Genomic DNA, 13,217 nt, shown 5'->3' on the forward strand with positions numbered 1-13,217 from the left:
CGCCACGCAGTCTAAATGCCATTAGCGTTGATTCGTCGTCTAAGCGCAGTGAAAACCAGTCCCAGCCTTGCTGAGCTTCGGTTAAAAATTGTGAGCTCCATTCTCGGTCAAGCCAAGCTTTACCAGTGACTTTTTCGGTAACACCATTACGGGTAATTTGGCCTGTTACATCAATAAACGGTTGGCTGTAATAATAAGACGCCACGCTTTGGTCGGCACTTTTACTGCTATAACCTTTATCACCTTGTAATTGCAGCGGTTGCTGACTGTTTAGCTGTAATTGATAACTAAACTTATCACTAGCGACATTTAGTGTGGCTGGAAATAGATTGCTAGACTGGCTTAACCATTGCCAGTTTTGTAAATGTACTTCAAATGGTTGTGGTTTAACACCTGCAAGTTTGGGGTGCGCGCGCGACCATTTTTCTGCTATTAAATGTTCAGTACTTGTGGTTACCGCAGCATGTGCCATGTAAAGCTGATTGGTCGCCCAATTATTTGTTGCTGTTGTTTGAGGGCTTGTTTGAGGACTTGTCGGCGGTGTCATTCCAATACGAAATTGAGTCCATTGTACGCCAACATCTTCACCCGTTACCGTGGTTAAATTGGCCGTTAAATACCACCACTCAATTTTAAAGTCATTGTGAGCCAGGTGGTCTTGAGGAAATTGTAAGGTTTTACCTTGAATCACCTCGCTGTAACCTTCAGCTGAAACTGACGACATACTGCTAATGGTAGACTCTTTTACTGCACTATTTTGCTGAGGAGAACAAGCAACTAACAATGAGCTAACAGCAATAACAAGGGCCATCAACCATTGAGCCTGCATTCTGTAGCTAACCGTTTTGAACACATTTTTTAACATGGTTTTGAAAGCAGTTTTGCAAGCGACGTTAAACACGCTCTTGAAAGTGACAGAGGTCATAGTGCTTCCTGTTGCAAGCTTGATATCAAGGGTTTTCTGGTTTGCCAATACAAAGGTAAACACACTGCAAGTAAACAACTAACTACCGCAATGATAACCACTTGGACATATGCAGCCCAGTCCCACACCATGGCGATGCTCCAGCCAAATGCTTGTAATGTGACTTTATGAATTAATAAATAACCCAGTAACGCGCCAGTCGGTAACGCGAGAAAGCAGGTTAAAAGTACGATAAATAGCATTTGTAGCAACACCATCATCCGTAATTGATTCCGGCTAACACCTAGAGCATACAAGCGAGCTAATGGCGCTTGCCTCGCTTGAGTTAGCATCATACAAGCACTGAATAAACCAATTGCTGCCACCAGCAAGGTCAAGCTGTTAAGTACCACAGTGATCGAAAATGTTTTGTTAAACATATTAATCGCTTCAGTTTTAATCCGCTGTTGACTGTACATATAGGCTGAAGACAAGTTGAGCTGTTGGCTAATACTGTTTTGTAGCGGGGTAATATCGCCTTGATACGCCACTGCTAGACTAATGGGTTTGGCGGGTAATTGAGATTGCTGCCATAAGGACGGAGTAATAATCGCTTCACCTTGAGGATTACCGTAATCGTAATAAATTCCGCCAATGGTCAAAGTATGTTGAGCAAGTTGCGATAGCTGAACTTTATCGCCTATATCGAGTTGGTACTTTATCGATAATGGCTCACTGATCATTAGGCTTTCACCTGCTGTGAATGTTGTCCAGAAATCATCGGCAGTGGTTTTAAACACGGTTGTTTCGGTTAAAGACAGATGGTCACGACTGACTAAGTTGATTGGCACTAGAGTTTGCGGTGTTTCAGCTCGATTGAGGTTGCTGTCGATAGTCCATTGCTCATAAATCGCTTCAACCTTGGGATCTTGTTCCAATAATATCGTTAATGTGTCAATTTGGTTTGGATTGGGTCTAATGTATAAATCTGCATGCAAACGAGCATCTAGCCATTTTTTTAGGGTAATTTCAAAGCTGCCTACTAAGGTATTCATGGCGATGTTGGCGCACAGAGCTAGCAGCATGGCCATCATCGCCAGCGCTAGAGGAGCGATAATCTCTTTGGTTTCGGCAATTACATAATGCCACAACCCTTTAGGCATAAATGGACTAAGTAGGTTAACTCCCCAATGAAGGCATTGTGGTAACAGTAATGGAATCGCAACCGAGAGCACTCCGAGTAATACTAAGCTATGGCGATACTGTTCGGTAAAGGCGAAGGCGATAGTACACACTAAGATTAGCAATGCCGCGATGATAAATTGTCGCCAATGAATAATGCCGAACTGTTGGCTTTGTGGTTGTTTTTGAGCCCCTTGCGCAAGTGGGGTGTTAATCAGATTTATCAGCATTGGAATACAAGCTGCAAATGCCGCTGACAAGGTTAATATGAGTGCTTGTGCAAACCATTGCCATTGCCAGTTTCCGGGTAATAATTTGGCGCCATATAACTGCTCAAGAGTCATCGCGACCATAGGTTGCAACCATTGCGATAATTGCAGTCCGACAATAAAACCTAATACACAGCCAATAAAGACTAAACAGACTATTTCAATGCTTAGGGCGAGCATGATGGTGCGTCTATCCAGCCCTTGCTGCATGATTTGCACCAGCAATTTTTGACGCTTCATTAAGCTGTAACGAACTCCGTTATAGGCAATAAATAAGCCGACAACAAAGGCCAACATGCTCATGGCATCAAGATTAAGATGAAAACTGGCCGTTAGTGCGGTAAGCGATTCGCCTTCACTGGTTTGGGTGGTAAAATTCAGCTTGCTGGTATCAATACCTGCTTGAGTTAAGGTATGCGTCAACCTGTCTATCAGTTGTTCATCTGATTCTGTTTCGTTTGAGTCTGCGGTATCGCTGCCGTGGGAGCCAAACACTGCAATGTAACTTAACTTTCCCTGCATATTAAGCAAGGGTTGAGCGAGTGAAATATCAGCTAAAATAGCCGAACCAAGCCCCCAAGAATCTTCTATAGCAACGAGCTCAACTGCAAGGTCGTTCAGCACTACGCTGTCAGTGTTGTTAGTTACTCTGTCCATGCGTTCGCGCTGGCTTGCCGACATGAGCACTTTGGGTTTGCCTGCTAGTAATTCAGCTAGCGGAATCTGAGTCGCTGTTATCGATGATCTAACACCAGATTTTTGCTGTTGCATGTTACTGGTCATTGCGGCGATGACATCACTACTATTGACCCGCCATAACCGGCCTTGTTCATCGGTTGCGATGCCTTCAATGCTGGCGATGGTGTTGAATCCTGCATTGGCTAATGCAAAATAAACCGCCTCATCAATACTGTCTTCTGTACGGTGGCTAATCGATAGACGAGCTTGTTGGCTCATGAGTTCGGATACATTGCCATAGCTTTGCTTGGCATTTTCATTGGTGGCATACACGCCAATCAATAATGTAACTGCCAGCATGATGCCCAGCAAAATTGCGCTGGCTTGCAGCGGTGCATGACGATAATGGCTAGCAAACAGATGCAGGCATAACCTTAAGCGTTTAATTGAGGATAGGTATGATGAAGATTCGGTCATCATAAGCTTAACCCTGCAACGTCATGTCAGCAGGGTTAACCACTATCTGCTGATTTTCGACATGCCAGCGATGCTGCATAAATGCGGCGCATTGATCGCTGTGAGTCACCATTAAAATGCAACAGTTGGCTTGTTGAGCGAGTTCGGTTAGCAGTTGCATGACTTGTAATCCGGCATGTTGGTCAAGATTACCTGTTGGTTCGTCGGCTAATATGAGTTGTGGTTTGTGAGCTAATGCCCGTGCAATAGCCACTCGCTGTTGTTGCCCACCGGATAAGTTTTCAACATTGCGGTCGAGTAATGGCGTTAAGCCAAGCTGGTGGCATAATTCATCGCACCAAGGGCTCCATGTTAACTGGTTTAGCGCCAGTGAAAATTGAATGTTGTCGCGCACATTTAAAGGCGTAAGTAAGTTAAATTGTTGAAATATCACCCCAAGCGATTTACGTCTGTATTGGCTCCATTGCTTATCTTGCCACTTCGTCACCGAATGCATGCCATCACCCTGACGGATTAACATGTCTCCGTTGTCTATGGTTTCAAAACCACCAATGATATTCAGTAATGTACTTTTCCCGCTGCCGCTAGGACCGGTTAATGCGATGGTTTGACCTTGTTGCAGTGTCAGGTTGACGTGATTAAGTACCGAATGAAATGACTCGCCATCGCGGAACCCTTTACTAATGTTTTCTAAGGTGACGATAGTGGTCATAGCCGCTCCATAACGAATTTTGCTTATTAGAAGTACTGAGTGAACAGAGTAATATTATCAATAATATACGTGATGTGGAGCATTAATGTTCAAAAATAAAAAAAGCGAGCCAATGGCTCGCTTAGTGAAGATACAACACCAGTTAATTAAGCATCTGCTAAAGAATATGGCAACTCGATAATAGCTAGCTGTGAGCTTTCATCTTCAGCAATACGAAGCTGAGCGCTGTTTTCAGTATCATTTGGCAGCACAGCAGTAAGCAGAACCTTGTCGCCATATTGAACGCACTCAATGATATTACCACCACGGCGGAAGCCGCCTTCAAGGGCAATTTCTAATTGAGTGTCAGTGCTGATGGTTTGGCTGGTGGTACCAGATAAAATATACAACGCACGTTTATTGCCACCGCGATATTTCATTCTGGCAATGGTTTCTTGGCCCATGTAACAGCCTTTGGTAAAGCTAATACCATTAATGGCTTGCAGGTTGCACATTTGCGCTACGTATTGGCCGGAATGAGCTGCGTCTATGTTTGGATAACCGGCTTTAATCTCTAATGCTTGCCATGGACTGGCATCAAACAATTTTTGTCCAGATTGGCTGATGATTGCTTCTGCTGCCGCATTATTAATAATGGCAATAAAACGCTCGCCATCACGAATAATCACACCTTGCTCAACATGACTAAGTGGTTGCGACACATCGCCAAAATGTTCAGTAACAAAGGCGTGTGCTTTTGAACCAGCGATACCCATTATTTGATAATCATTACTGACATCGGCAAGTTCGGCTTTACTGAATACAGCGTATTTTTGTAACTGGGGTAAATCTAAGCTTAAAGTACTTTTCGGCAGTAACATTAATAATCTATCGCCGATTGAAAACGTACGGAAACTAGCGAGCATTTTACCTTTAGGGTCACAATGTGCGCCCCACTTCCACTCGTTTGCGCCAAGGGTGGTAATATCGGTGGTGACTTGGCCATGAATAAAGCTACGCCCTTGCTCTCCGGTGATTTCGATTAATCCCATATGAGTCAAATTTGATAACATTAATTCAGGAGACGTGGCGATAAAATCCCAATCTGGTTGGTTTACTGAAATGGTCATAACTATCCCTAACGTGAGAATAAGACGGTATGGTTGGAGTGTAACGGAATAATAGAATGCTCAACAGGGGGGCTAAGGTTTTAAAACCAATAAAAAAGCTACCTTGTGGACAAGGTAGCTTTTTTAGGAAGACAATTAACTCAAGTTAATTGCTTATAAAATAAAAGTCAGTTTAAAATAATACCCGCGCACGGATAGTGCCTTCAATAGACTTTAATTCAACTAATGCTTCTTCAGCTTGATCTGAATCGACTTCCATTACCACGTAACCAATTTCAGCGGTGGTTTGTAAGTACTGAGCAGCAATGTTAATGCCTTTTTCAGAAAACGCTTGGTTAATTTTAATCAATACACCAGGACGGTTTTGGTGAATGTGCAATAAGCGTGAGGTACCGCTATGTTGCGCTAAAGACACTTCAGGGAAATTAACGGCAGACAGAGTAGAACCGTTGTCTGAGTATTTCACTAATTTACCAGCCACTTCTACGCCGATGTTTTCCTGAGCTTCAGCAGTACTGCCACCAATATGCGGTGTAAGTAATACATTGTCTAATCCACGCAGTGGAGAGATGAATTCATCATCATTCGACTTAGGTTCAACTGGGAATACGTCAATTGCAGCACCCGCAAGATGTTCTGACTTCAGTGCATTGGCTAAGTCTTCAATATCAACTACGGTACCGCGAGAGGCATTAATAAAGAAACTGCCTTGACGCATTTGAGCAAATTCAGCCTTAGCGAACATGTCTTTAGTTTGCGGTGTTTCTGGTACATGCAGGCTAACAACGTCTGCTTGGGCCAATAACTTGTCCATAGAGTGAACTTGAGAGGCATTGCCTAACGGTAATTTATCTTCAATATCAAAGAAAATCACTCTCATGCCTAAGGTTTCAGCCAAAATACCCAATTGAGTACCAATATGACCATAACCAATAACACCTAAGGTTTTACCACGGACTTCAACACTGCCATTAGCACTCTTCAACCAACCGCCACGATGCGACATGGCATTGCGCTGTGGAATGCCACGCATCAACATGATGATTTCACCAATCACCAATTCAGCAACACTACGCGTGTTAGAGAAAGGAGCGTTGAAAACAGGAATACCCAGTTTCTCGGCTGTGGCTAAATCGACTTGGTTGGTGCCGATACAAAAACAACCAATCGCAACTAACTTTTCTGCATGGTGTAATACTTCCGCAGTAAGTTGGGTGCGGGAGCGTAATCCAACAAAGTGAGCATCTTTAATTGATGCAAGCAAAGCCTCTTCGCCTAACGAGGCTTTGTGGTATTCAATGTTGGTATAACCTGCACGTTCTAGTACATCGACCGCAGTTTGGTGGACGCCCTCCAACAGCAGGATTTTGATCTTATCCTTGTCAAGCGAGTGTTTCGCCATGATATGGGTACCCTCTTATCATTAAATGGTGCTTAAGCTAATGGTTATACTAATGCTTATACTAATAGTTATGATATAAATGCGGACTTCCGGCGCATTATCAAAGTAGCACTTTTTTAAGCGCTTGTAGAGGGCTAGATGGCTAAAGTTTATATTCTAATTTGAGAACAATATCTCATGGAGATAATTAAGATGAAGAGTAAGGTTTTATGGATAGGGATTTATCTATTAGTACTGTTGTGGTCAGTTAGCGCACCTAAAGATATGTTCACTTGGTGGTTAGAAGCGATACCAGCGTTAATCGCATTACCTATTTTATTTTTTAGTCGTAAAAGCTTTCCGCTGACCACGTTAGCTTACGCACTTATTTTAGTGCATTGCTGTGTATTATTTGTTGGGGCGCGTTATACCTATGCCGAAGTGCCGTTATTTGACTGGCTAGCACAAGTGATGGGAAGTGACCGCAATAACTACGATAAAGTTGGCCATTTTGCTCAGGGATTTATTCCTGTCATATTAGCTCGCGAAATATTTATTCGTAAGCAGGTTATGCAAATAGGTGCTTGGTGTCAGTTTTTGGCAGTATGTTTCGTGTTGGCATTTTCAGCGTTTTACGAATTAGTTGAATGGTGGGTGGCTATTGCTACTGGTGAAAATGCCGAGGCATTTTTAGGCACTCAAGGATATGTTTGGGATACTCAATCTGACATGTTTTTAGCATTAATTGGTGGAGTATGTGGCTTACTATTATTGTCGTCTTTTCATAATAAACAAATAGCGACGAAAATGGCGCTTAACCAGCCTTCTGTATGATATAGGTCAGTTTATGTGCCATAAAACAGGTATAAAATGAGTTAGTTTGACTGCTAGTCTTGGTGAAAATTTGATGATATTGAACCTATTGAAAGTACGAGCTTATCAGTCTTAGGTTAGTGATAAAGTCTTCGCACAGTAAGTCTAATTTACTATTCATACTTTAGACTTACATAATAGCCATAATAACTAGCAAATTTTTACTATGCTTGCTGTATAGGAAGGTTGTTTTATAAAAATCGTGATTGATAGTGACAGATTTACCGTGATTATCTAATATTAATGAGTCGACTTATCAAGTAACACGATTAACGAATGTAGACATAAAATGCTCTAAATGACGACAAAAAAGTAAACTATCTGCTCAGCCTATTTCTGAAGGCTAGTAACGTATTTCATTGACGTATAGTATGTAGCCTCAGGATGTGCTCAAGGTATGTTGAGCAATAAAGTACTTTTCAGGGAGAAGAGTGATGAGTTCAAATATTGATGAGTTGGTTTTTTTACACCAAATCGCAGCACCTTGCCATTTAGCTATTTTGGCAGAATCTATCGGGTTAAAAACTAGAATTGTAAAACACGCTGCTGAGCTTGAGTTAGAAAAAAAATCCAACAACTTTTATCTTGTTTCACAAAAAGGTGCAGCCTTAGACAGTAAAGGCATTCCGTTGCTGGTATCGCGCTTAGTTGAACATGTCCCTGTTGCATTATACCAAGTTGAACGTGGATCACTTGATCAAGAGTCTGCTTTACTCTTAGGCGTGCGTGGTTTGTTGTATAGCGATCAACGCATGGACCTAATGCTGACCGGTTTACGTAAGATGATTTCAGATGAATTATGGTATGACCGACCTCTGATCAGTAAAATTTTTAGACGTTTAGTCCAACAACTAGATACCAGTGCTGAAATCCCTGCCGATACCGTTGCCATCCTCCAAAGATTGACCCGTCGAGAAAGAACCATCATTCAACTTGTTTCTAGCGGCGCGCGTAATAAAGAAATTGCTCAGCGTCTGTGTATTAGTGAACATACTGTAAAAGCCCATATCTCATCCATTTTCCGTAAAACGGAATCTCGTAACCGAGTTGAGTTATTGCGTTGGGCACAAACCTATCAAAGCCATTGCGAATTAGTGAGTTAACGTACATATAGATTTATTGAATAACAATAAAAGGAGCTTAGGCTCCTTTTTAATGGGCTAATGTTATTGATCGCGTTTTTCTTTCAAAAAGGTAAGCTAATCAGTACACTGAGTTTTCTAATAATGATAATGATGGATATTAAGAATGAGTATTTGGTTTAACACTGTCACTTTAGAAGATTGTGCGCGCTTAGATGCTGGGATGCACGGAAAGGGCACCTTAATGCAAACATTGGGCATTAAAATTACTGAAATCGGCGACGATTATATGGTTGCCACTATGCCAGCCAATCCAGCAATACATAATCCATTAGGGATTGTTCATGGTGGCGCAAATGTCGCCCTAGCGGAAACCGTTGCCAGTTATGCCGCCAATTTTGTGGTCGACTTTACTCGATACTATTGTGTCGGCCAAGAAATCAATGCCAATCATTTAAAAGCATCACGTAATGGTGAGTTAACGGCAACCGCTAAACCTGTGCATTTAGGTAAACGCAGTTCTGTTTGGGAAGTGCTTATTCGTAACAGTGCCGGTGAACTTTGTTGTATTTCACGAATGACTGCAGCAGTTGTAGAGCGATAAGCTATTATAGATACTAGAAATAGAGATGCTTTATAATCAGCGATCGATCAACGTTTTAAGCTTATTGATTCTGTACTATACATATAAGGCAGCTTGCTTATTTAGTCTATTCGAATGTATCAATAGATACGTTAAACAATAACGTTATTTCACTTACCGACTCACGTTAGCTTAACGTAGTTTTTCGCTTGCATTGGGTGTAGGCATATTAATATAAGGAAAATCCATGGACAGTATCAACATCTGGGAATGGGTAGGGTATTTAGCCTCTGTCGTTGTGGCTATTTCGCTGATGATGTCAGACATTAAAAAACTACGTTGGTGGAACTTAATTGGAGCGGCGTTATTCGTGGCATATGGTCTCGCTATTGATGCGATTCCTGTGGCACTGGTTAACTTTTTTATTGTATTAATTGATCTCTATTACTTAGTGAAGTTATACCGTGAGTCCAGTCCACCAACCGAATAATCATCTTGTTTATCGATAAAGCCAAACAAGTGTTTGGCTTTTTTATTGCCTGGATTTTGGTTTTAATCTATTTTTTCTATCTTTAATAAATTCCTTAATCGTTTTTGGTGTTTAAGGTCATCTATATTAATCGTTTTTAATAATTATATTGTGCTCCTATTATGTGTCCATCGAGTGATGAATTGAGTGAGGAAAATCATCATGGCAACAGTTTACGACTTAATTGAGCAGTGGTTAGAAGACCGCGCATAGGAGCAACAAATGAATCAAGGTAATTATTTAACCAGCCAAAATGGCGCCCCAGTAGCAGACGATCAAAACTCAATCTCGGCTGGTGAACGTGGTCCTCTGCTTTTACAAGATTGGCATTTAATAGAAAAGCTGGCTCACTTTAATCGTGAACGCATTCCTGAGCGCGTGGTTCATGCTAAAGGAACTGGGGTCTACGGTACATTTACGTTAACCAAAGATTTAAGCGAATTTACCATAGCGGATCATTTTAATGGTGTGGGTAAGCAAACTGAAACCTTTGTTCGTTTCTCTACGGTAGGTGGTGAAATGGGATCTGCTGACGCAGAGCGTGATCCACGTGGTTTTGGCTTACGTTTTTATACTGCTCGTGGTAACCACGATATTGTCGGTAATAATACGCCAACATTCTTTATTCGTGATGGCATTAAGTTTCCTGATTTTATTCACACTCAAAAACGTCATCCACAAACCAATTTAAAAGATCCACAAGCAATGTGGGACTTTTGGGCGCTCAATCCAGAATCGATGCACCAAGTGACCATATTAATGTCAGATCGTGGTATTCCGGCCAACTACAGGCAAATGCACGGTTACGGTTCGCATACGTTCTCGTTTTGGAATGCAAAAGGCGAACGTTTTTGGGTTAAGTTTCACTTTAAATCGCAACAAGGCGTAGTCAATTTAACGGGCGAACAAGCAGATATATTGAAAGGGATAGATCCTGATTCATCACAACGCGACATGGTAGCGGCGATTAATGATGCAAACTTCCCGCGCTGGACTGTGAATGTGCAAATTATGCCGGAAGCTGATGCCAATACTTACGCCATTAATCCGTTTGATTTGACTAAAGTATGGCCGCACAGTGATTATCCGTTGATTGAAGTGGGTGTGCTTGAGTTAAACCGATTACCACAAAACTACTTTGCGGAAGTTGAACAAGTGGCATTAGCGCCAAGTAACTTAGTGCCAGGTGTGGGTGCATCGCCAGACAAAATGCTGCAAGCACGCTTGTTTTCATATGCAGATGCGCAGCGTTATCGTATTGGGACTAACTATAACCAGTTGCCAGTGAACTGTCCGCACGCAGCTAAAGCCAACCATCATCAACGTGCTGGTGCTATGGCAGGCACACAGTGTCCTTATCAGGGTAGCCAAACTGGTGGTGATGCCAGTGTCAATTATGGTCCTAACAGTGTTGCACCACTCATAGAGAATGCTAGCTTTGAAGAGCCACCGTTACGTTTAGAAGGAGAGGCCGCACGCTTTAGTCGTTATAACCAAGATGACTTTACCCAAGCAGGTAATCTTTATCGTATCTTCAGTGAAGCAGAGAAAAATCGTTTAGTGGAAACGATTGCTGGCACACTAAGTCAAACGACTTTAGATGTTCAACAAAAAATGGTCGACCATTTTACTCAAGCGGATGTTGATTACGGTCAACGTGTTAAGCAGGCTTTGGCAAAGTAACCTGTATTTTGCCAAAGAATAAGCGACGATTAAGGCCTTAACGCTAACAGATTAGTTGTTTAGTAAAACAGGAAGATAATCATTATCTTCCTGTTTTACTATTCATCACTAATATATGTGGGCGTGTAACCAATTATGGGGAATATGCACGCTTACCAGTAAATATTTACTTTTAAAGCACTTTTACGTGAGTGTTCCATAGCAAACAATAAACTGGTTTCTTTGTTATCTAACCAAGTCTCGATGTTAAGTTGATGCTGTTCACTTAAATGCCTTAATATTTTATAGGCAGATAACGTACTAATGCCTAAAGCTAAGTCTTGCCAAGGTGCCCGAAAAGCCTCGCGTTTTTTAGCGGGGTACATTTCTCCGTAAGCATACCCAACTAAGATACTTTCATCTAAAGCATCTGCAACGTGTTGGTAATCTACACTGTTCATTTCAGCGGTTATGGGCATTGATTTTCCAATACGCTTCCATGAGGCTTGCTGTAGCTGGTTGGCAAATAACCCTAATTCTGGATAATGATTGCCTTGGTGTTTGCCGCTTTCAGCGATTAATAGCAAATCGACTAATGCCAATTGTAATTGACCATACTCAGGTTGTTGCCAAATGGAGGCCAATTGAGTTGAAATAGACATTGAGCTGATATAGTTTTCTAGTTGCTGGCAAACAAGCGTTTTATTGTTGATGTTGGCAAGTGGTGTTGCATTGTCTTGTAATAATAAACAACAACTTTGCAGTGGGCTGACAAATGCAAGAGCATGTTCAAGATGATCAAATAATGGGCTGATGCTCTGATCTAATAAACCAAATTGATTTAATGTGAGCCTGAGTAAGCGCACGCAGTGGCGTAATTCGCCCCACAAGGCTGATTGTTGATGAACATCACTAGTCGTTGGCAGCGTTAATATATTTTCAACCAATTGCCAGCGCTCAAGGCCTGTTTCTAATAATGTGCTCAAGGCTTGCTGCATATTATTGTTTTTCGGCAATGAGACATAATCAATATGCTCTATGGTGAACGGTTTTGATTTCCCTGCAAGTTGATAGCCTCGATGAGCTTTACTGGCTTTTCCTAAGCGAAATGGAACTGATTTAGCCACTTCAATCGCCAATTTTATTAAGGCAGAAGTATCACCAGCGAGTAATTCAAATTCGAGTTCGCATATAGGGTCAACTTTATCATTAGCAATAATTTCACCGACATCTAATGCAACCTCAACAAGACTATCGTTGAGGTATATATGCCAAGTTTGACGCTCAAAATTGGTTTCAAAAATACATATTAACGATGCCGACACCTTGTCGATATCATTTTCGGTTGGCCAAATTTCTTTGGGGAAACGTGACAAGATCGGTGTTTTTTGATCAATGCTGACATTATATTCAGGACGGGAATGGATCCCTCCGACGACCCTACCTGCTGTTTTTATGGTCTGTTCGAGTTGATTATCAAAACCCCTTACACGTAAGCCCATATCCCAATTACGCAGTTGTAAATCGTTGGTATCGAAATAGCCATTAGTGAGTTCTTTCTGCCCTTGAGGGGTCGAATTAGGGTAGTCATTCAATGTTTTTATTAATAAATCATGATGTTGTGATTGAATGAATAGTTTTAACTCTATTTCTGCGTCCATTAACTTTATGTCTGCCTTGTCATCAAATATTCACTAATTCGTCACATTATCTTCATAATGTCATATTTTTGTAATAAAAATCTCTTAGGATAGCATTGCTCGCATCATATATACT

11 protein-coding genes are annotated in these 13,217 nt (G+C 41.5%); 5 read left to right on the forward strand and 6 right to left on the reverse strand.

Translation table 11 applies throughout. The features are described 5' to 3' along the window. The 5 genes from H5202_RS02120 to serA all read right to left on the reverse strand — a co-directional run. The coding region (locus tag H5202_RS02120) for a carotenoid 1,2-hydratase (RefSeq protein ID WP_182770548.1) at positions 1 to 925 on the reverse strand (925 nt) is incomplete at its 3' end. Further along, a complete protein-coding gene (locus H5202_RS02125) occupies positions 922 to 3,513 on the reverse strand; it encodes an ABC transporter permease (protein ID WP_182770550.1) in 2,592 nt (863 codons plus the stop codon). The genes H5202_RS02120 and H5202_RS02125, both read right to left, overlap by 4 nt. A 4-nt stretch (positions 3,514 to 3,517) precedes the next feature. Further along, a complete protein-coding gene (locus H5202_RS02130; protein WP_182770552.1) occupies positions 3,518 to 4,222 on the reverse strand; it encodes an ABC transporter ATP-binding protein in 705 nt (234 codons plus the stop codon). A 146-nt stretch (positions 4,223 to 4,368) separates the two neighbouring features. Then, positions 4,369 to 5,331, reverse strand: coding sequence for a tRNA-modifying protein YgfZ (gene ygfZ, locus H5202_RS02135; protein ID WP_182770553.1), 963 nt, complete (start codon positions 5,329 to 5,331; stop codon positions 4,369 to 4,371). Positions 5,332 to 5,503: 172 nt separating this feature from the next. After that, complete coding sequence (gene serA, locus H5202_RS02140; RefSeq protein WP_182770555.1) at positions 5,504 to 6,733, reverse strand: phosphoglycerate dehydrogenase; 1,230 nt, start codon at positions 6,731 to 6,733, stop codon at positions 5,504 to 5,506. Between the two features lie 192 nt (positions 6,734 to 6,925). Between serA and H5202_RS02145 the strand changes: the two genes are divergently transcribed. The 5 genes from H5202_RS02145 (at position 6,926) to katB (ending at position 11,462) form a co-directional block, all read left to right on the forward strand. Continuing rightward, the gene (locus H5202_RS02145) at positions 6,926 to 7,546 is read left to right on the forward strand and encodes a DUF2238 domain-containing protein (protein WP_182770558.1); all 621 of its coding nucleotides are present in this window, start codon (positions 6,926 to 6,928) and stop codon (positions 7,544 to 7,546) included. A 473-nt stretch (positions 7,547 to 8,019) separates the two neighbouring features. Then, positions 8,020 to 8,688, forward strand: coding sequence for a helix-turn-helix transcriptional regulator (locus tag H5202_RS02150; RefSeq protein ID WP_182770560.1), 669 nt, complete (start codon positions 8,020 to 8,022; stop codon positions 8,686 to 8,688). Between the two features lie 145 nt (positions 8,689 to 8,833). Next, entirely contained in the window at positions 8,834 to 9,271 is a 438-nt protein-coding gene (locus H5202_RS02155; protein WP_059747631.1) for a PaaI family thioesterase, read from the forward strand. Between the two features lie 226 nt (positions 9,272 to 9,497). Then, a complete protein-coding gene (locus tag H5202_RS02160; protein WP_182770562.1) occupies positions 9,498 to 9,740 on the forward strand; it encodes a YgjV family protein in 243 nt (80 codons plus the stop codon). A gap of 261 nt (positions 9,741 to 10,001) precedes the next feature. Beyond that, positions 10,002 to 11,462: a catalase KatB gene (gene katB / locus H5202_RS02165; RefSeq protein WP_182770564.1), complete on the forward strand. Its 1,461-nt coding sequence runs from the start codon at positions 10,002 to 10,004 to the stop codon at positions 11,460 to 11,462. 152 nt (positions 11,463 to 11,614) lie between these two features. On the opposite strand, the gene H5202_RS02170 is transcribed toward katB, so the two are convergent. Then, complete coding sequence (locus tag H5202_RS02170; protein ID WP_182770566.1) at positions 11,615 to 13,102, reverse strand: CYTH domain-containing protein; 1,488 nt, start codon at positions 13,100 to 13,102, stop codon at positions 11,615 to 11,617. Positions 13,103 to 13,217: the final 115 nt, after the last annotated feature.

Origin of the sequence: Shewanella sp. SG41-4, assembly GCF_014164505.1 — a bacterium.
Taxonomy (GTDB): Bacteria; Pseudomonadota; Gammaproteobacteria; order Enterobacterales; family Shewanellaceae; genus Shewanella.